Below are 20430 nucleotides of genomic sequence, written 5' to 3'. Positions count from 1 at the left end.
TCTGGTTATGCCAGTTATCGCCCGGGCCTGCCGACTGTTTGCAGAAGCACACATTGAAATCTGAATTGCGTTTGTCGTATTACAACCTGTGCCAACTGTGTCGCAGGGAATGTTGCTGGTTAAAAATGCCTGCCTGATCTAGCAGATCGGGTAGTGCAGAGATTGAGGTGTTATGGCTAAAGAAGAACTGATTGAAATGAATGGTGTGGTAGACGAAGTGCTGCCTGATTCCCGTTTTCGTGTCACGCTGGAAAACAACCACCAGCTGATTGCATATACATCAGGCAAGATGCGTAAGCATCACATCCGGATTCTGGCAGGTGACAAGGTGACGGTTGAACTGTCTCCTTATGACCTGAGCAAAGGCCGCGTCATGTACCGGTTTATTGAAGGCCGTCCGCCGCGCGTTGCCCGGTAAGCCTATACCATATTCATAAAGCTGTATTTGTTTGACAAAAAACCACAATTAAGTTGTGGTTTTTTTATGTCTGCTCGTATCACATGTACTTTTTTCGCGATCTATCTGCTAGAATCAATTTTGTTCGTTCTAGGAACTAACATGTGGTATGTTTCATGACTGAAATCATCGTATTTTCAAGTAGCTGGCACGATTAATCGCCGCAAAGGCTGCCACAGACTGGTTGTCCGGGTTGTACATCTGTCACAAATAAAACACATGGATGATGGTTGCGAAAAGATAAACAGTTGGATTTATTTGATCAAATATTGTATTGTCAGGGCAAATGGCCCGTTAGTGACTTGATAGTCATGTTTAATGAAAAATGCATACGTTAATTGACTAGAATCAGATGACAGTCACGGATGAAAAGTTTTCCCAAGTGCTTTTGTCACGACATGAAAGTGGCGTATTTGTGTACAGACGTATGTTTGCTTGCCAGACGTGGTATTGATGTCCAAACCGATTCAGGCTGCTGAGAATAAACGAGATCCCCTTGATTTGTTAGCAGGATAAATAAAGTATCCAAAAGTTTATATATTGTAGTGAACTGATTTATAAGAACTTTTTTGTCTATATTTAAAATATTCTTTCACCTTTAAAAAGCTGTATTTCAGGCTAAACTTAAAAAGAATGAATCAAACTAAAACAACCGGTTTACCTGTTTTTAAAGGAGGCGCAGTTGGAAAATAAACCCCGAAAGACTGCTGTGTATTTATTGGCGGTACTTCCCTCCATTGCAGCCGTGATCTGCCTGGCGTTATTGACACCAATTGACCTGGTATTTGGACTGGTTAGCTTGGGTCTTATTGTTGGTGGGTGCGTCTGTGGCTGGTTGATCAAGCGGCAGTTTGACGCCAGAGAAACACAACAGCTGGCCCAGTGTGTGAAGGATATCCAAGGCGTGCACGTGCACGAAGTCAAAGACTTTCTGAACGGCCTGGGCCAGGTTGAGGATGGTGTTACCAATATTTGGGTCAAGCAGATCGAGTCTGCCCGTCACATGAGTGAGGCCGCCATTATTGACCTGACCACTCACTTCAGTGAAGTGGTACAAAAATTGAGCGAGGTGAATTCTTCCTCCCTGATTAACACCAACTCGGGCAGTGACTTGTCCGAACTGTTCATGCGCAGTGAAAACAAGCTGAAATCGGTGCTGGAGCTGTTAAGAAGCTCATTTAGCCAGAGCGAAGTCATGCTGGGCGAAGTGAAGACACTGGTGCAGTACATCGACAAGCTAAAAGAAATGGCCGCTTCGGTGGCCAATATTGCAGACCAGACCAATTTGCTGGCGCTAAACGCCGCCATTGAGGCGGCCAGGGCAGGGGAAGCCGGCAGAGGGTTTGCCGTGGTGGCCGATGAAGTCCGCAAACTGTCTAACCTGTCGGGTGACACTGGGCGCAGTATTACCGAAACCACCGAGGTAATCAGCAAGGCGATTAATGCCACCTTTGCATCGGCAGAGCTGTCTGCAGCCAACGCCTCTTCATCGATACAGGCATCCGAAGCATCCATTCATGATGTGCTGGCAGATTTTGAAGGCGTGACGACCAGTTTGCTGGGGGCAACGGACATGCTGCGTGATAACAGCCAGCAAATTCAGCACCAGATTTCCGAGTTGCTGGTTGGCCTGCAGTTCCAGGACCGGGTGAGCCAGATTCTTTGCCACGTCCGCGACAACATTGACAGCTTTCCTGAGTATCTGGCCAAGGGTGAACAGGCCTTTGATCAGGAAGGCAAGCTGCAGGCGATTGACTGGTCTGGCTTGATACATCAGCTTGAAGAATCGTATGCCACCGTAGAAGAACATATTAATCACGGCAAAGCGGTTGACCGGTCCAAAGCGGCTGATACCAACGAAATTACTTTCTTTTAGGAGACGGGCACATGGCTAAAACTATCATGATCGTTGATGACTCTGCGTCGTTAAGGCAAGTGGTATCTATTGCACTCAAAAGTTCAGGGTATGACGTGATTGAAGGTGTGGATGGCAAGGATGCGCTATCCAAGCTGACGGGTCAGAAAGTGCATCTGATCATCAGTGACGTGAACATGCCCAATATGGATGGCATCACCTTTGTACAAGAGCTGAAAAAGAAACCGGAGTACAAGTTTACGCCGGTCATCATGCTGACCACGGAATCTGGCGAAGACAAAAAGTCGCAAGGGCAGGCCGCGGGTGTCAAGGCCTGGGTGGTGAAGCCGTTCAAACCGGATCAGATGATTACGGCAGTATCCAAGCTGATTTTGCCTTGATAACCCAGCAAACGGGAGCGTTGCATGGATAACACGGATCAGGTGCCTGGCAAATGGCAGGTGGAAGGGGAAATGACCATTTTCACTGCGGCAAGCATCAAAGAAAAGCTGGCTGCTTTGCTGTCGGCTTCCTCCAGGCTGGAAATCGATTTGTCGGGCGTCAATGAAATTGACACGGCAGGTGTCCAGCTACTGCTTGCCACCAAAAAAGAATGCCAGGCCAAAGGTGGTGATTTGACGCTGGTTCACCACAGCATCCAGGTGCTGGATGTGCTGGATCTTTGCAACCTGACCACCATATTTGGTGATCCGGTTGTGATTTCATCCAATTAGTTCGTTCCACTGTTGAACTGTATCTGAGGGTATCTAGCATGGGCATGGAAGAAGCACTACAGACATTTTTTGTGGAGAGCCATGAGCTGCTGCAGGAAATGGAAGACCGCTTGCTGGCCATACAGGGGCTGGTGGTGGATGAGGATCGTATCGAGGCGATCAACGCGATTTTCCGGGCTGCACATACCATCAAGGGCTCTGCGGGTCTCTTTGGTCTGGACGGAATCGTCGAGTTTACCCATGTGCTGGAGAGTGTGCTCGACAAGGTCCGGTCATCCCAGCTGGTGATGGATGCCGACATGATCAGCCTGTTCCTCAAGTGCAAGGACCATGTCAGCCTGCTGGTAGGGCTGGAAGAAAGTGGCGGTGTCTTGCAGGGCAGTGATCAAGCCACCGGCCAGGCGCTGGTCGCACAACTGTCTGCTTATCTGCAGGCGCCGCAAACGAACACGGTTCATGAAGAAAAGACGCATCCTGCGATCACGTATCCGCATCTGGACCCGTTAGCGCTGGAAAGTGCCGGTGGCGGTGTGGTGGATAATGACAATTGGCACATTTCCATCGAGTTTGGCCCGGATGTGCTGCGAAACGGCATGGACCCGCTGTCCATCTTCCGCTATCTGGGCACGATGGGCACCATCGTGCAGGTAGGTACGTTCTTTGACCGCTTGCCCGGCTTGTCAGAGATGGACCCCGAGACCTGCTACATGTCTTACCTGATCAACTTCAGCAGTGAGGCAGACAAAACCACCATCGAATCTGCGTTCGAATTTGTGCAGGAAGATTGCAAGATCAACATTCTGCCGCCGCATAGTCGCATTGCCGATTTTGTGTCCGTGATCAAGGGCTTGCCGCAACACGATTTGCGCATTGGCGAGATGCTGGTCCAGTGCGGCACGCTGACCGAGCGTGAACTGGCTGCCGTACTGGCGTATCAGGCGGCGCAGGAATCCGGTCAGAACAGTACGGAAGCAGGCACCAAACAACCTTTGGGTGAAATGGTGGTGCAGGCCGGGTTTGTGCAGCCCGCTGTCGTGGAGGCTGCGCTGCAAAAGCAATCCCAACAGAAAAAAACCAAGGCACGCCAGCAACAGTCGATTCGTGTCGATGCCGAGAAGCTCGACATGCTGATCAACCTGATCGGCGAACTGGTGATTGCCGGCGCCGGTGTCAACATTGTTGCCCAGCGCAGTGGCCGGGCCGACATGCTGGAAGCCGCATCGACCTTGTCACGACTGGTAGAAGAGGTCCGCGATGGTGCGCTCAATCTGCGCATGGTGCAGATCGGGGAAACGTTCAACCGCTTCCAGCGTGTGGTTCACGATGTGGCCAAGGATCTGGGCAAAGAGATCGAACTGCTGATCAGCGGGGGCGACACAGAGCTGGACAAAACCGTGGTCGAGAAAATTGGCGATCCGTTAACGCATCTGGTGCGCAACTCCATCGACCATGGCATTGAGACTGCAGATATCCGCGCTGCACGAGGCAAACCTGCACAAGGCAAGGTGCATCTGAATGCCTATCACGACTCTGGCAGTATCGTGATCGAGGTGCAGGATGACGGAGGCGGGCTGAACCGTGACAAGATTCTGGCCAAGGCGCTGGAAAAAGGGCTGGTAGAGTCCGTGCACGAGATGTCGGACAGTGACGTGTTCCAGCTGATTTTTGAAGCCGGTTTTTCTACGGCAGATACGGTCAGCAATATTTCTGGCCGCGGGGTGGGGATGGATGTGGTTCGCCGCAACATCGAGGCCTTGCGCGGCAATATCGAAATCCAGAGCAAATATACCGTTGGTACTACCATCCGTATCCGCCTGCCGTTAACCCTGGCCATCATTGACGGTTTCCTGGTGCGGGTGGGGCAGTCACATTATGTGATTCCGCTGGATATGGTGATCGAGTGTGTGGATTTGCCGGAAGAGAATCTGAACAGTAGCAAAGGCAGTAACTATTTTAGTCTGAGAGGGGAAGTGCTGCCGTACATGCGGCTGCGTGACACCTTTGAGATTGATGGGGAGAGTGGGCGCAGAGAGAGTGTAGTGATCGTGAAGTACGGTAATACCCGTGCCGGCCTGGTTGTAGATACCTTGCTTGGCGAGTTCCAGACTGTCATCAAACCCTTGGGCAAACTGTTTGAACGTATCAAGGGTATTGGCGGTTCTACCATTCTGGGGACGGGTGAAGTGGCCTTGATTCTGGATATACCGAATCTGGTGCAGCAGGTGGTGCGCAAGGACCATCACGAATCAAGCAGGTTACAAGTCAGGCACTGATCATATCGGTGGCTGGTGACACGTATTGCAACGTAAAAATCTCGGTGCCCTGAATTTGGGTCAAAAGGAGAAGAGCATGACATGGTTTAACAATCTTAAACTGGCGACCAAGCTGGTATTGTCTTTTATTCTGGTTGCGCTGATTGGCGGCTTTATCGGGTTGATGGGGCTGCGCTCAACCAATCAGGTCAATGACATGATGACCAACGTCTATGTCAACATGCTGATGCCAATAAACCAGGCCATGCAAGCCAACGAAGAACTGATTTACTACAACCGTGACATGCTGCGCTACATGCTGTCTACCGATGCCCAGTCACGCGAGAAGCTGAATCAGGACATGAATGCGACGCTGGGGATCATGGACGACCAGATCAAAAAATACCGCAGTTCGGTCTTGCAACCTACAGAAGTCGAAGCCATGAAGGTGTATGACGAGTTCTGGCCCCAGTACCTGAATGTTGCCAAGCAGATACGCGCAGCGGTAGACCAGGGTGACATGGCCCTGGCAATGAAACTGAACACGGAAACCGCCAAGCCTTTGGTAACCAAAGTAGATGATGCGTTATCTACCATTGTCGATTTCAACGTCAAATTTGCGGCACAGGCAAATACCGATGCTGACGGGATTGTCAGTAATATCAATAAAATGCTGATTGTACTGATTGCCATCAGCGTGATCTTGTCGATTGCCATCGGTATTCTGATTGCCCGCATGATTAGCCGCCAGCTGGGTGGCGAGCCAGCGTACGCTGCCGAAGTCGTGAAACATATTGCTGCCGGTGATTTGAGTGTCGAGGTGAAAACCCGTGCCAATGACACCACCAGCATGCTGGCTGCCATCAGGGAAATGGCTGCCAAGCTGGCCAATGTAATTGGTGAAGTGCGCAGTTCTGCAGATGGTTTGTCCAGCTCTTCCGAGCAGGTAGCAGAAACGGCACAGAGTCTGAGCCAAGCCACCAGCGAGCAGGCTGCCAGTGTGGAAGAGACCAGTTCTGCTGTCGAACAGATGTCTGCCTCCGTTCACCAGAACGCAGAGAATGCCAAAGTCACCGACAGCATGGCAACCCAGGCTGCTACCCAGGCAACCCAGGGTGGCGAGTCCGTAAAAGCAACCGTGGCTGCCATGAAGCAGATTGCGGCTAAGATCGGCATTATTGATGATATCGCTTACCAGACTAACCTGTTGGCGCTGAACGCTGCCATTGAGGCAGCCCGTGCCGGTGAACACGGTAAAGGTTTTGCTGTGGTGGCCGCCGAGGTGCGCAAACTGGCAGAACGCAGCCAGGTCGCCGCGCAGGAAATTGGCGAAGTGGCTGGCAGCAGTGTGGAACTGGCCGAACGTGCAGGTCATTTGCTGGACGAAATGGTACCCGCCATTAACCGTACCTCTGACCTGGTGCAGGAAATTACCGCTGCCTCTGAAGAGCAATCTACCGGTTTGTCTCAGGTGAATACGGCCATGACGCAGATGAACCAGATCACCCAGCAGAACGCGACGGCCTCTGAAGAACTGGCTGCCACAGCCGAAGAAATGAGCGGTCAGGCCGAGCAGTTGCAGCAACTGGTCGCCTTCTTTAAGGTTGAGTCAGCAGGTGGTTCTGTACATCAGGCATTTGGTGCGGGTAACAAGAGCAACAAGCCCGCCAAAATGGCACCGGTCAGAAACCAGCCAGGCAAACCGGTAGCCGAATCAGATTTTGTGCGCTTCTAAGGGGGATGAGTCATGAGCTCTCTGGTGAAAGCTGAACAAGGGACGTCTGTTGCCGTCCCCCAGGATGAAAGTCAGTATCTGACGTTCATCCTGGGGGGTGAAATGTTTGCCATTGGTATCCTGAACATCAAGGAAATCATCGAATACGGGCATCTGACCGAGGTGCCCATGATGCCGGCGTTCATTCGCGGGGTAATTAACCTGCGCGGCAGGGTGGTGCCGGTCATCGATTTGCGATCCCGATTCGGCAAGCCGTCTACCGAAGTCACCAAACGCACTTGCATTGTGATTATCGAAGTACAGGTTGCGGGTGGCGCCGAAGATGAAGGTACTACCCAGGATATCGGTGTGGTGGTGGATTCGGTTTCCGAGGTGCTGGAAATTGCTACGCAAGATATCGAGCCTCCACCTGCCTTTGGCGCCCACATCCGCACCGACTTTATTCAGGGCATGGGCAAGGTGAATGGCCAGTTTGTGATTATACTCAGTGTAGAAAATGTACTGTCGGTAGAAGAAATGGCCGCCTTGGGGCAAGGCATGGATGTTGCAACTGCATGATACAAGGGTGCCTGCGCACCCTTGTTGCTGTCTGCTACCAATAGCGCATCACCGGATGTTGTGCATCAAACGATAAAAAAGGCAGTTGAATAATGCATGGTGCCGTGATTACCGATCAGGAGTTTACACAACTCAAGAACTGGATTTACCAGCAAGCGGGTATTTCACTCTCCAAAGAAAAAAAAGCCCTGGTCTGCAGTCGCCTGACCCGGCGGCTGAACCATTATCATCTCACCAACTATACCGACTATTTCAAATTACTGATGTCGGGTTCCTACCCGCATGAGCCTCAGATTGCGGTTGATCTGCTGACCACCAATGAAACCTACTTCTTCCGCGAGCCAAAGCATTTCCAGTTTTTAAGCCAGCAGGCTTTAAAGGAACTGGTACCCGGCAAGCCTTTCCGGGTCTGGAGTGCGGCCAGTTCCTACGGGCAGGAAGCCTACTCCATTGCCATGGTACTGGCTGACCGTCTGGGCGGACGCCCATGGGAGGTTTTCGGGTCTGACATCAGTTCACGCGTACTGGAAAAAGCGTGTACCGGACACTACCCCATCGAGCAGACGCAACATATCCCCAAGCACTACCTGACAGAGTTTTGCCTCAAGGGGACAGGCGCACAGGAAGGGACCTTCCTGATTGCGAGTGATGTACGCAAACGTACCCGTTTCGAGATGATCAACCTGACCAATCCGCTGCCGGATGTGGGTGAGTTTGATGTGATTTTCCTGAGAAATGTCATGATTTACTTTGACCTGCCGACCAAGCGGGAGGTCATCAAGCGTCTGGACAAGCAACTGCGGCCCGGCGGCTATCTGTTTATTGGCCATTCGGAAAGCCTGAATGGCATTTACGATGAGCTGGAGGCTGTTGCCCCCGCCATCTACAAGAAGAGTTAATAAAACGCGATGGATGAACTGCCACCAAATGCGTTTGATGTATTCTTGCAGCCAGGGGATTACTACTTTGGCGACCGGAATACCCGTATCCGGACAATTTTAGGGTCATGTGTTTCGATTGTGATGTGGCATCCCAAGTGGCATGTGGGCGGCATGTGTCACTTCATGCTGCCGCAACGTCGCAAAAAGACGGATGCAAGAGAGCTGGTGCTGGATGGCCGCTATGCGGATGAGGCGATGACGCTTCTGTTGCAGTCGATTGCGTCTTATGGTTCTGACCCGGGGGATTATGAAGTCAAGCTGTTTGGCGGCGGGAGCATGTTTCCTAGCTCGGTTGCCAATCAGCAATGGCAGAAAAGGCCTGTGAACCTGTCTGGTAAGCGGCCCGTTGGCAAAGACCTGCATATTCGCCCGGCTGGATGCGAGAACTGCGCCGGTAGCGATTGTACGCTTGGCTGTCTTAACAGCCATGTGGCGCTTCATCTCGCAAACGAATACCATCTGAATGTCGTCGCACACCATCTGGGCGGGGTAGGGCACCGGCAAGTGATTTTTGATGTTTGGAGCGGCTATACATGGGTGAAGCAGCACCCGGTCTTTGATGCCTCCAAATTTGGAAAGTAACAATCATGAAAAAAATAAACGTATTGATTGTCGATGATTCTGCCGTGGTCAGGCAGGTGCTGACCCATAGACTGGAGTCAGACCCTGCCATCACGGTTCAGGGGGTGGCATCTGACCCGATTTTTGCCATGGAGCGTATGCGGCAGCAGTGGCCCGATGTCATCGTGCTGGACGTGGAAATGCCGCGCATGGATGGCATCAGCTTCTTGCGTAAAATCATGGCAGAAAGACCCACGCCAGTGGTGATTTGCTCGACGCTGACCGAGGCGGGAGCCGAGACCACCATGCAGGCGCTGTCTGCCGGTGCCGTCAGCATTGTGACCAAACCCAAGGCAGGTCTCAAACAGTTTCTGGAAGACTCTACCAGCGATATTGTCGAAGCCGTCAAGATCGCCGCCAAGGCCAATCTGAAACGGTTGGTGCATAAAGAAGCCTCTTCCCAGGCGCCTGCTCCGAAGTTGACGGCCGACGCCATTCTTGCACCGGTAGCCGGACACGCCATGGCGCAAACCACCGAGCGCATTGTTGCGCTGGGTACATCCACTGGCGGTACACAAGCGCTGGAAGCCGTCTTGACTGCCTTGCCGCGTGTCTGTCCGGGTATTGTCATTGTCCAGCACATGCCAGAAAAATTCACGGCAGCTTTTGCATCCCGGTTAAACGGCTTGTGTCAGATCGAAGTAAAAGAAGCGCAGAACAATGACCGGGTGATGCCTGGCCGTGCCTTGATTGCCCCTGGCGGGAAACACATGCTGCTCAAGCGTAGCGGAGCCCAATATTTTGTCGAAGTCGTCGCTGGCCCGCTGGTGAACCGGCATATCCCGTCGGTGGATGTACTGTTCCGTTCGGTTGCCAAAGTGGCTGGCAAGAATGCACTGGGCGTGATCATGACTGGCATGGGCGACGATGGCGCCGCTGGCCTTCTGGAGATGCGACAAGCCAATGCCCGCACGATTGCCCAAGATGAAGCCTCCTGCGTGGTCTTTGGCATGCCCAAAGAAGCCATCAAACGCAACGCGGCAGAAAAGGTGATTTCTCTCAATGAAATCCCGGGCGCTATACTAAAATTCTGACATGGACTATTTGGCCATCATGCATGGCAATGTGCTGAACAACCTATTGGAAGATTGATAAATGCCGGTTTTATCTCAAGTAACATACCCTGCAGATATTTTGGTGGTTGGTCACAATGCCTTGTCCGTCCAGCATATTGCGGACGTTCTTTCCCGGTCCGCCTGTTCGGTTCGGCAGGCACAAAGTGCCAACATGGTCATGATGGCCATGGAAACCGCCCAGCCGGAACTGGTGGTCATGGATGTCAACGCCAGTAATGTCGAGCAGGCGTATGAAATCTGCCAGTGGCTGAAGCTAAGGCCAGAAACAAAGGCAATACCGGTTATCTTTGTGACCATGCTGCATGACATTGAGCATACCTCTCGCTGTTTTGAATACGGTGCGGTGGATGTTATCGTGCAGCCTTATAACCCGGCCGAATTCATGCTCCGGGTCAAGAGCCATGTTGCCCATTACCGGCATGAGCAAAGTCTTGAACATGGTCTGCAACAGGTCAAATCCAAACTCAACGCCAGCATCAAGTCATCCATCCTCGAATCAGACGCCAGTTCCAGTGTCGAACTGGCCAACAAAGTGGTCGAACTCAACTTTGAAGCGGTCATGATTACCGATGCACAAGGCCGCATCGTACGGGTCAACCCGGCATTTTCCCGACTGACTGGCTACACGGAAGAAGAGGTACTGGGACGCAACCCCAGCATTCTGAAATCCGACAAGCAAAGTCCGGCCTTCTATCAGGAAATGTGGCAATCCATGACCGAGCAGGGGCACTGGTCTGGCGAGATTCTTAACCGCTGCAAAGACGGTAACGTGGTCTCCATGAAGGTCAGCATCACGGCCATTCGTGGTGGCCAAGGCAAGGTTTCCCACTATGTTGCCTTGTATCTGGATATCTCCGAGAGCAAAGATACGCAGATCCTGATTGATTTTCTGGCCTACCACGATGCACTGACCGGCCTGCCGAACCGCATGATCGCCAGATCCTATTTTGACAAGCAATTGCAGCACGTTGCCTGGAACCCGAATACCGTCTTGGGCGTACTGTGCCTGGACCTGGACCGCTTCAAGGTCATCAATGATTCCCTCGGCCATGTCGTGGGCGATCAGACGCTCAAGGTACTGGCCGACCGGCTGCAAAAATATGCCTCGGACAACTGTCTGGTCTCCCGAAACGGCGGCGATGAATTTCTGATCATGGCACTTGCCAATGGCGGGGAAGAAGAAATCGTCAACCTCGCAGCCGAGATTGTCAGAAGCGTGGCCCACGAGTTGCAGATTTATTCTCATCGGCTATCTGTCACGACCAGTATTGGTGTTTATGTGTGCACGGTGGCGGACAATGACCTGAGCGAGTCCATCCGCAACGCAGAAATCGCCTTGTACCAGGCCAAACAGGAAGGCGGCAACACCAGCCAGCTTTTTACTGCTGAACTTAATGCCCTTACCCAGCGCAAGATGACCATGGAAACGCAGCTACGGCATGCCCTGTCATCTAACGAGCTGCATCTGGTGTATCAGCCCAAGGTTTCCATGCAGACAGGCAAGATTGTCGGGGCAGAAGCATTGATTCGCTGGAAAAACCCGGTACTCGGGTTTGTTTCCCCTGGCGAGTTTATTCCACTGGCCGAAGAAACCGGGCTGATCTATGCCATCGGGCAATGGATTATCGACACCGCTTGCAAAGAAATGCGCCAATTGAAAGACATGGGCGCTGGTAACATCAAAATCTCGGTCAACCTCTCTGCCCATCAGTTCCGGCAAAAAAACCTGCTGCAAAGCCTGCTCAAGACCTGTGAAAGCAATGGCGTATCGCCAGATCAGCTGATTCTTGAACTAACCGAGAGTGTGCTGATGGAAAATCCGGAAATGGCCATTCATACCATGATGGCCTTCAAGGAAACAGGCATCCAGATTTCGCTGGATGACTTTGGCACCGGTTATTCAAGCTTGAGTTACCTGAAAAAATTCCCGATCGATATCCTGAAAATCGACAAATCCTTTATTGATACGGTGCACCTGAGCAAGAGTGATGCCTCCATCGTTCACACCATCATCATGCTGGCACGCAACCTTGGCATGAAGGTGACCGCGGAAGGGGTAGAGCTGAAAGAGCAATGGGATTTCTTGCTGGAACACGATTGTGACGAGGTTCAAGGTTACTATTTTAGCCGGCCGATCTCGAAAGAAGATTTTGAAACCTTGCTGCTAAAGTAAGGCCAGATTCGACACGCCTTGGTCATCTGCAACACGCCAAGCGAAAAGAACGATAAAGGGAGGCAAGAGGGATGCTAAGGATTCACTCCATCAAAACCCAGCTGATTCTGGCCATTTCACTGGTTCTCATCCTGACGCTGGGCATTTCTTCGTTTGTGTTTTATACCAATGCCAGCGACTTTATCAATCGTCGTATCGAAACCTCAGAAATGCCGGCCACGCTCGGCAGTATTCGCAATCAGATCGAGCAGCAGATTGCCGGGCCTCTGGCGGCATCTCGTGTACTGGTTAATGACCCGCTGCTGCATGAATGGGCCGCATCCGGCGAACCGCCCGAAAAAATCGAATTATGGAAAACCTACGCACAAGCGCTGATGCGACTGAACAATGCCGACTCGGTGACCTTCATCCCGCTGGCGACCGGCCATTACTATAGCCAGACCGGGCTGCTGAAAACCCTTCAGGCCAATAACCCTGCCGATGGCTGGTTCTACGGGTTTCTGAACCGCGGTGCCGATTTCGAGCTGAATCTGGATGCCGATGAACATAATCCCAATGAAATGATGCTGTATATCAATACCCGGGGCAAAGATGCATTGGGTCACGAAGCAGCGGGCGGGCTCGGGCTGAAGGCATCCCGCATGGCCGAGCAGATTCGCAAGGTTCAGGTCGGGCAGCAGGGTCAGGCCATGCTGGTCAAGGCAGATGGCCAGATACTGGTGCATCGCGACAGCTCACTGATTGCCAAGAAAAAACTGGCCGATCTGCCCGGCATGGACGTGGTTGCCGCTGGGCTATTGAAGCGGGGTGACTTCAATATCGACCGTTACAAGGCTGCAGACGGTATTCGCATTGTGGCGTCATCCTTTGTACCTACCCTAAACAGTTTTGTGGTTGTCGAATTGCCTGAGTCCGAGATTATCGGGCCGGTGCAGCAATTGCTGCTGAAAATGATTGTCCTGATGGCGCTTATGGGCCTGGCAGGGCTCATGCTGATGATCTGGATTGCACGCCGTATTGCCGGGCCGATTGGTATCGTGGCCAACTCGCTGGACCGGCTGGCAGATGGTGACCTGACCCATGAAATCCAGGTAACCGCCAAAGCGGGAGAAATTCATACCCTGCAAGATGCCATGCAACGCATGGCAACCCGCCTGTCTGCAACCATGCGGCAAATCAAAACGGCGAGTGAGGAAATTTCGCATGCCTCCAAAGAGGTCAATTCGTCTGCTCACGCCCTGAGTGCCTCTGCCAGTACCCAGGCAGCCAGTGTCGAGCAGACCAGCGCCTCGCTGGAGCAGATTTCGGCATCGGTAAACTCCAACAATGAGAACGCCCAGACCACACGGCAGATTGCCACAGAAGCTGCAGACTATGTACAGCAAAGCGGCAAGGCCGCCAAAGATACAGAAGTGGCCATGCGTGAAATTGCCAAGAAGATCGGCATTGTTGATGAAATCGCCTATCAGACCAACCTGCTTGCACTTAACGCCGCCATTGAGGCCGCGCGTGCCGGCGAGCATGGCAAAGGGTTTGCGGTGGTCGCTGCCGAAGTACGACGGCTGGCTGGCAGAAGCCAGGAGGCCTCGCATGAAATCGGTGCACTGGCCGCTAATAGCCTGGCGCTGGCGAATCATGCTGGCGAACTGTTGGATAAAATGGTCCCTTCTATCAAGAAGACTGCCAGCCTGATCGAGGAAATTTCTGCTGCCTCCCAAGAGCAGGCAGCCGGGGTATCGCAGGTGAACCAGGCTATCGGCCAGATTACGGTCTCTACAGCTGCCAATGCATCTGCGTCTGAAGAACTGTCCGCTACGTCATCCCTGCTGGCTGACCAGGCCGAAACACTGGATGAGCATATTTCCTTCTTCAAACTGGATTAAGCCGCTACCCGTACCTCCAACCAATTTTTCGCATTTCTCCCAAGCCACCGGCACCTGCATTGTGTACCATATGTACGGCAGGCCAGTCTGGTGGCTTGTTTCATCTATGTATCAGTAGACGCAGGGGAGCAATATGGGCAAGAACCGGCTGGAAGCATTCAGTGATGGCGTACTGGCCATCGTGTTGACCATCATGGTCCTGGAGCTGAAAGTACCGCATGGAGAAACCATTAACGACTTGCTGGCCCTATTGCCGGTTTTTCTGAGCTATATCCTGAGCTTTGTCTATGTAGGCATTTACTGGAATAACCATCACCATATGCTGCATGCCACCAAGAAGATCAGTGGCGGCGTGCTGTGGGCCAATTTGCACCTGCTGTTCTGGCTATCTTTGATGCCCTTTGCGACAGGCTGGATGGGCGAGAATCACTTTGCCGCAATCCCAACGGCGTTTTATGGTTTTGTGCTGCTCATGGCCGCCATCAGTTACACCATCTTGCAAAGGTGCATCATCGCCATCGAAGGAGAAAATGCGCCGCTGGCCCTGGCTGTCGGGTCGGACATCAAGGGCAAGGCCTCTATTGGCCTCTACATTCTAGGCATGTTGCTGGCTTGTTACTGGCAAAGCATTGCTCAGCTATGCTACGTGGTGGTGGCGTTGATGTGGCTGGTGCCAGACAGGCGTATCGAGAAGGTGATTCATGTGGAAGGGTAGCTGGCACCCAACTTGGCCGAGAGGGTAGCAAGGGGAGGGTTTGCGCGTTTCGGACAGAAACGCCAAATCCGCCAAATCATGTTATCTGGCGGAAATTACCTGGAATTTAAATCTGGGAATGGTCAGTGACTGAAAAATCACTGATGCAAGGAATTCTATGGGGTGGATGATGGGACTCGAACCCACGACAACAGGAATCACAATCCTGGACTCTACCAACTGAGCTACATCCACCATAGACACACATAAAGTGTGGCGTCCCCACGGGGATTCGAACCCCGGTTATCGCCGTGAAAGGGCGGTGTCCTAGGCCTCTAGACGATGGGGACCTTTAGACAACTTTTTGCTGCTTTTGTTTTGCCGATGAATCGTGGCAAGGCGCGTACTATAAGGCTTTCAGCCGGGCATGTCAAACGTTTTGTGAAAATAATCCTAAAATTTACGGCGGGTGGCCGATATTGGTTTTGCCAAACGGGCAAAGGGGTTGTACGATGAAACTATGATGGGGCTGATTATTGTCCCCTGTTTATATATTCTGTTTATACAGTCAGTCTCGGGTGTAGGTAGGGGTTATTATGTTTGAGCAGTGGTTGCCTTTTCTTGCGATTGCGTCGGGTGTCTTACTGTTGCTGGTAGTCAGCATGGCAGTGGTGGTCTTCATGCTTGGAAAAACCGTCAAGAAGCTCTCAGGGCGCTTGATGTTTCTGGATGTGGAGGTCCGGCAGCTAAGAGAGCAGCTGCAAGCCGAAGACTGGTCTGACAATACGGTTGCCCCACAGCGCCACCCGGTAAAGCATGGGGATGTCCATGAGGCCGCTGTACGCTCGCCTTATGCCTTGGCTATCGAACTGGCACATCAGGGGTACGGAGCAGAAACGCTGGCTTCCCAATGCGGTATTTCCAGAGGCGAGGCCGATCTGATCATTTCTTTATACAAGTCTAACGCTGGCTAGGAACAGATATGCTCGGTAATGATATGGTGAGTTCGCTCCAGTCGCTGGTTAAAACGTATAACCCGCCTCTGATAGATATTAGCGATACCTCGCTTGAGACCAGCCAGTTTGTGCCAGGAGAGAAGGTACAGGCCCATGTGCTGGCCTATTTGCCGAATGGCCGGTTTCAGGTATCCATCAAAGACCAGATTCTGGATTTGAACCTGCCGCGTAATACCCAGCCGGGTGAACAGCTGGACATGGAAGTGGTGGAGAGCAAGGGTAAGCTGGTGCTGACGTTTGCCCAGAATGCCGCTCAGGCTGCAGCCCAGGCAACACCCGCTTCAACTGCGACCAGCTCGCAGCAGGTAAATCTTTCCGAACCCGGCAAACTGATTAATGCACTGCTTAACCAGAACCAGGCTGATGGTGCGCCGGAAGGGGTGTCTGGCAAGCCCATTGCGCCGCAATTGATAGGGGATCATCTGGATACCCTGGATACCGGCCATCTTTCCAGTCAGCTGCAGGCCAGGCTGGAAAACAGCGGATTATTTTACGAGTCTCACCAGAAGGCCTGGGTGTCTGGCGAACGCAGCTTGCAAAGCCTGAAGCAGGAACCTCAGGCAGAGATCGGCAAAGCCCTGACGCTGCAAAAATCACCGCAGGACGCGACCCCGGAACTCAAGCCTGCCATGCCAGACATGGCATCTCTCACCAACGACGCTAACAAACTGACGGATAGCGCCCAGCAACTGCAAAACCTGATGCGACAACAACTGCATGTGCTGGATGAGCGGCAGTTGGTCTGGCAAGGCCAGGTATGGCCAAAGCAGGACATGGAGTGGCTGGTCAAGGATGAAGGCCGGCATGCACAAGCGGATCAGGAAGAAGACCGGAGCTGGTTTTCGCAGCTGAAACTGTCGTTGCCCCAGTTGGGGAATCTGACAGTGGGAGTACGTCTTACCGGTAATCAGGTGAGCGTGCAGTTCTCCTCGCAAAATGAGGCAACGGTGTCTCAATTGAACGAGGCCAAGCAGAAACTGAATGCGCAGATGGAAAGTGCTGGCTTGCACTTGCAGCAAGCGAGTGTGTTTCGGTCATGATTGAAAAGAAAACCGATCAGGGCGACCCTGGGACTGTACAGGGGCAGGAAAACAAGCGGCCGGGGGTAAACCCTTTGGCAGTGGCCATTTCTTATGCTGCGGGTGAATCTGCGGCACCACAGGTCGTTGCCAAAGGAAAAGGCCTGATTGCCGAGGCCATCATTGCGCAGGCCAAGGCCGCAGGTGTGTACGTGCACGAATCCAAAGACCTGGTGGCACTTTTGATGCAGGTAGATCTGGACCAGCAAATTCCCCCTGAGCTGTATCGGGCGGTGGCAGAGGTACTTGCGTTCATCTACATGCTTGAGCATGGTGCCAGCACTGAGGTGCTGGCGCAGATGCTACCGACAGGGCTCCCTGTCACTCCTTGAGTCTTCCGGTATCCGAGTGCAGCAGTTAGTACCCCGTCACTGTATGGCGATGTGGGAGATGGATGCTTATCTTTGTTGCTTGGCCTTGAGCCTGTCGTATGTGATCTGAAGCGCTTCATCCAGCGTCATCAGCAAATCCAGTGTATTCAGGTTTGCATCCGGGGCTTTGCACTGGCTTTCCAGTGCTGCAGCCTGTCTGGCGGCGTCGTCTGCGCCGAAGTTTAGCAGCGAGCCTTTAATGCTGTGTGCTTCCCGCATGGCGGTGCTCAGGTCGTTATTGGCAATGGCGGCTTGCAAGCGGCTGAACTGCTGCGGGCCATCCAGCAGGAACATGCTGACCAGTTCCAGCAACAGTTCTTCTTCACCGTCCAGCCGCTGAATAGCGGACTCCCAATCCAGCGGATAATCGTGTTGTGTGGTTTGCATGGGCGTGTACTCCATCAGGATAGTTTTTAATTCTTCTATGCGTATCGGCTTGGCGAGGTAGTTATCCATTCCCGCATCCAGGCAGCGCTCTCTGTCGCCTTGCATGGCATGGGCTGTCATGGCAATCACAGGCGTGTGCCGGCCAGACGCATGCTCTCTGGCACGAAGTCGTCTGGTGGCTTCCAGTCCATCCAGCTCCGGCATCTGGATGTCCATGAAAACAATGTCAAACGGTTGTCGGGCAATGGCATCCAGTGCGGCCAGCCCGTTATCGACTACCTCCAGCTGGTGGCCGAGTTTTTCAAACAGACGGATGGCCAGGTGCTGATTCACTGGGTTATCTTCTGCCAGCAGGATTTGTAGTGAATGCGTACTGCCGGGTGCTGACAAGGGGCGGGGTGACAGTGCCGCCCCTGGCTGGATGGCATGCGCCGGTTTGATGGTCTGCACAATGCAATTGAGCAGGTCAGTGCCGTTGATCGGCTTGAGCAGATAAGCGGCAACACCAAGCTGCCTGGCCTGCAAGCGGTCTTCGCTGCGGTCGGTAGAGGTCAGCATGATAATTGGCGGGTGATGCGGCAAACTGGTGATATGACTTGCTGTTTCAAAGCCATCCATGACCGGCATCATCCCGTCGAGCAGGATCAAGGAAGGCATGGGGTGTGCCTTTAGCCAGTCCAGCGCAGCAGTGCCACTGGCTGCGTGGCTGACGCGCGCGCCGGTGACCTGCAGCATGCCCTCGACGACCCGGCGATTGGTTTCGTTGTCGTCTACCACCAGTACGTGCAGGTTCTGCAGGTTAAACTGGGTTATCTCGCGCGGTATGTCTTCTGCCGTGTGTTGCAGTGGCAATATGACTTTGAAGGTGCTGCCTAGGCCCGGCAGGCTGTCTACCAGGATATCGCCTCGCATGAGTGCCACCAGCCGGTTGCAAATGGTGAGCCCGAGTCCGGTGCCACCATACTGGCGGGTAGTCGAACTGTCTGCCTGGGTGAAGGCACCAAAAATGTGTGCCTGTTTTTCAGGCGGAATGCCGATGCCGGTATCCTTGATGGAAAAGTCCAGCAGGCTTTCCTGAGTGTTTTCTTCCAGCTGTCTGACAGACAGCAAGACTTCACCTTCATGGGTGAACTTGACGGCATTGCCAAGGAGGTTGACCAGTACCTGGCGCAAACGCCCCGGGTCACCTTTCATGAACCGTGGCACATTGGGCGCGATTTCACAGATGAGTTCCAGATCTTTCTGGTGCGCCCGGATGGCCAGTGTCTTGGCAGTTTCGTTAATCAGTTTGTGAAGATCAAAGCTGATGATTTCGATATCCAGTTTGCCTGCCTCGATTTTCGAGAAATCCAGGATATCGTTAATGATGTTGAGCAGGGAGTCGGCGGAGGCCTTGACCAGCGACAGGTATTCGCGCTGGTCTTTGTTGAGGTCTGTGTCGAGCGCCAGCTCTGTCATGCCCATGATCCCGTTCATCGGGGTACGGATTTCATGGCTCATATTGGCCAGAAATTCGCTTTTGGCACGGTTGGAGTTTTCTGCGGCCTCTTTGGCACGCAGCATGGCTTCTTCAGCCACCAGCTGGTCTGTAATGTCGTTGGCAAAACTCAGTAAAAAGGCTTCTTGCCCCGGGCTGCGGACAATCATGCGGTTAATCTGCACGTGTACCGGCAGGGCCAGGTGATCCAGATACGCCTCTGACATGATGATCTGGCCACTGTGCCATGCTCTGGCTTCATCCTGCGCATTGCGTGCCCAGCCAAACCTGCTTTCTTTGGGCCCCCACTCATTGGCATACAGCTCGAACTGGTTGTTCCAGTGCAAAAACTCGCCAGACTGGTTTTGCAGGAAGATGGCAATGGGCAGCCGGTCCATGATCAGGCTTGTCAGGAGCTGTTGCTGTTTGACAGCCTGCGCCGCTGACTTGCTGTCGCTGACATCAATGAGCGTACCGGTAATGCCGGTCACGCGCTGCTGGGCATCCATTAACGGACGCATGTAAATATCTACCCAGATGCCGTTATGAAGCCGTGCTTCCAGATGGCCCTGAACACTTTGCTTCTGGATTAACTGCTGGCAAACGCGTTTAAAGGCGGCTTGGTCATCGGCATGAATGCATTCATGTACAGCCTGGCCCATCATGTCTGCCAGCGGTTGCCCGGTAAGTTCCGTCCATGCGGCATTTACAAACGTACAGTGCCCGGCCAGGTCCGTCTGGAACACGATTTCCCGCAGGTTATCCAGAAGCCGGGTAATTTGCGTTTCACGCTCGTCTAGCGTACCGGGCATGTGCTCTCTTGACCCTTGGGCGTCAAGTGGCTGCATCAGCTCAGGAACGGCGCTGGGTGTGTCTTCTGCAGACAGGCGTAAACGGGTGGTTTGGATGTGTTGCAGGGTTTTTGACGGATCTGCCTCAGGCGAAGACGACAGGCCGGCGTTTGCCAGTTGTTGCTCGTGGTGCTGGTAGCTCTGGCTCACCAGCATCAGCAGTTCGTTAAGCTGTCTGGACCAGTCTGCAGTATCGGGGTTTGCCAGACTGCTAGCAATGGACACATGCGGGTCATCGCCAAATACGGCTTGTAATTGTTGTTTTAACAA

Annotated in this window: 17 protein-coding genes and 2 tRNA genes; 16 read left to right on the top strand and 3 right to left on the bottom strand. The window is 52.9% G+C overall.

What is annotated here, in order from left to right:
* Positions 1 to 172: 172 nt before the first annotated feature.
* The 13 genes from infA (at position 173) to F552_RS0106825 (ending at position 15000) form a co-directional block, all read left to right on the top strand.
* Complete coding sequence (gene infA / locus F552_RS0106885) at positions 173 to 418, top strand: translation initiation factor IF-1 (protein ID WP_018150996.1); 246 nt, start codon at positions 173 to 175, stop codon at positions 416 to 418.
* A 721-nt stretch (positions 419 to 1139) separates the two neighbouring features.
* Positions 1140 to 2333 carry a methyl-accepting chemotaxis protein gene (locus F552_RS20930; protein ID WP_211208241.1) on the top strand — a complete coding sequence of 398 codons (1194 nt, stop codon included), beginning with the start codon at positions 1140 to 1142 and terminating at the stop codon, positions 2331 to 2333.
* An 11-nt stretch (positions 2334 to 2344) separates the two neighbouring features.
* Complete coding sequence (locus F552_RS0106875) at positions 2345 to 2713, top strand: response regulator (protein WP_026182465.1); 369 nt, start codon at positions 2345 to 2347, stop codon at positions 2711 to 2713.
* 24 nt (positions 2714 to 2737) lie between these two features.
* Positions 2738 to 3046, top strand: a complete 309-nt coding sequence (locus F552_RS0106870; protein ID WP_018150993.1) for an STAS domain-containing protein — start codon at positions 2738 to 2740, stop codon at positions 3044 to 3046.
* A gap of 38 nt (positions 3047 to 3084) precedes the next feature.
* Positions 3085 to 5319, top strand: coding sequence for a chemotaxis protein CheA (locus tag F552_RS0106865; protein ID WP_018150992.1), 2235 nt, complete (start codon positions 3085 to 3087; stop codon positions 5317 to 5319).
* Between the two features lie 76 nt (positions 5320 to 5395).
* Positions 5396 to 7033 (top strand): methyl-accepting chemotaxis protein, encoded by a 1638-nt coding sequence (locus F552_RS0106860; RefSeq protein WP_018150991.1) that lies wholly within the window; start codon positions 5396 to 5398, stop codon positions 7031 to 7033.
* Between the two features lie 12 nt (positions 7034 to 7045).
* Entirely contained in the window at positions 7046 to 7591 is a 546-nt protein-coding gene (locus F552_RS0106855; protein WP_018150990.1) for a chemotaxis protein CheW, read from the top strand.
* A gap of 92 nt (positions 7592 to 7683) precedes the next feature.
* Positions 7684 to 8490, top strand: coding sequence for a CheR family methyltransferase (locus F552_RS0106850; RefSeq protein ID WP_018150989.1), 807 nt, complete (start codon positions 7684 to 7686; stop codon positions 8488 to 8490).
* Positions 8491 to 8499: 9 nt separating this feature from the next.
* Positions 8500 to 9114, top strand: coding sequence for a hypothetical protein (locus F552_RS0106845; protein ID WP_018150988.1), 615 nt, complete (start codon positions 8500 to 8502; stop codon positions 9112 to 9114).
* A 5-nt stretch (positions 9115 to 9119) separates the two neighbouring features.
* Positions 9120 to 10187 (top strand): protein-glutamate methylesterase/protein-glutamine glutaminase, encoded by a 1068-nt coding sequence (locus F552_RS0106840; protein WP_018150987.1) that lies wholly within the window; start codon positions 9120 to 9122, stop codon positions 10185 to 10187.
* 61 nt (positions 10188 to 10248) lie between these two features.
* Complete coding sequence (locus tag F552_RS0106835; protein ID WP_018150986.1) at positions 10249 to 12402, top strand: two-component system response regulator; 2154 nt, start codon at positions 10249 to 10251, stop codon at positions 12400 to 12402.
* 71 nt (positions 12403 to 12473) lie between these two features.
* The gene (locus F552_RS18690) at positions 12474 to 14285 is read left to right on the top strand and encodes a methyl-accepting chemotaxis protein (protein ID WP_018150985.1); all 1812 of its coding nucleotides are present in this window, start codon (positions 12474 to 12476) and stop codon (positions 14283 to 14285) included.
* A gap of 133 nt (positions 14286 to 14418) precedes the next feature.
* The gene (locus F552_RS0106825; protein ID WP_018150984.1) at positions 14419 to 15000 is read left to right on the top strand and encodes a TMEM175 family protein; all 582 of its coding nucleotides are present in this window, start codon (positions 14419 to 14421) and stop codon (positions 14998 to 15000) included.
* Between the two features lie 158 nt (positions 15001 to 15158).
* Here F552_RS0106825 and F552_RS0106820 read toward each other — a convergent pair.
* Both F552_RS0106820 and F552_RS0106815 read right to left on the bottom strand, forming a co-directional pair.
* A tRNA-His gene (locus tag F552_RS0106820) sits at positions 15159 to 15234 on the bottom strand.
* 19 nt (positions 15235 to 15253) lie between these two features.
* Positions 15254 to 15329 (bottom strand) — tRNA-Glu (locus F552_RS0106815).
* Between the two features lie 246 nt (positions 15330 to 15575).
* On the opposite strand from F552_RS0106815, the gene F552_RS0106810 reads away from it, so the two are divergent.
* From F552_RS0106810 to F552_RS0106800, 3 genes are read left to right on the top strand one after another with little or no spacing between them, the layout of a single operon-like run.
* The gene (locus F552_RS0106810) at positions 15576 to 15953 is read left to right on the top strand and encodes a DUF2802 domain-containing protein (protein WP_018150983.1); all 378 of its coding nucleotides are present in this window, start codon (positions 15576 to 15578) and stop codon (positions 15951 to 15953) included.
* An 8-nt stretch (positions 15954 to 15961) separates the two neighbouring features.
* Entirely contained in the window at positions 15962 to 17035 is a 1074-nt protein-coding gene (fliK, locus tag F552_RS0106805) for a flagellar hook-length control protein FliK (protein WP_026182463.1), read from the top strand.
* A complete protein-coding gene (locus F552_RS0106800; RefSeq protein WP_018150981.1) occupies positions 17032 to 17406 on the top strand; it encodes an EscU/YscU/HrcU family type III secretion system export apparatus switch protein in 375 nt (124 codons plus the stop codon). Before fliK ends, F552_RS0106800 begins: the two co-directional genes overlap by 4 nt.
* Before the next feature lie 66 nt (positions 17407 to 17472).
* Here F552_RS0106800 and F552_RS19995 read toward each other — a convergent pair whose 3' ends face one another.
* Positions 17473 to 20430 (bottom strand): hybrid sensor histidine kinase/response regulator, encoded by a 2958-nt coding sequence (locus F552_RS19995; protein WP_169333579.1) that lies wholly within the window; start codon positions 20428 to 20430, stop codon positions 17473 to 17475.

Origin of the sequence: Leeia oryzae DSM 17879 (genome assembly GCF_000376945.1) — a bacterium.
Taxonomy (GTDB): domain Bacteria; phylum Pseudomonadota; class Gammaproteobacteria; order Burkholderiales; family Leeiaceae; genus Leeia; species Leeia oryzae.
This window is presented reverse-complemented; position numbering and strand designations above follow the sequence as displayed.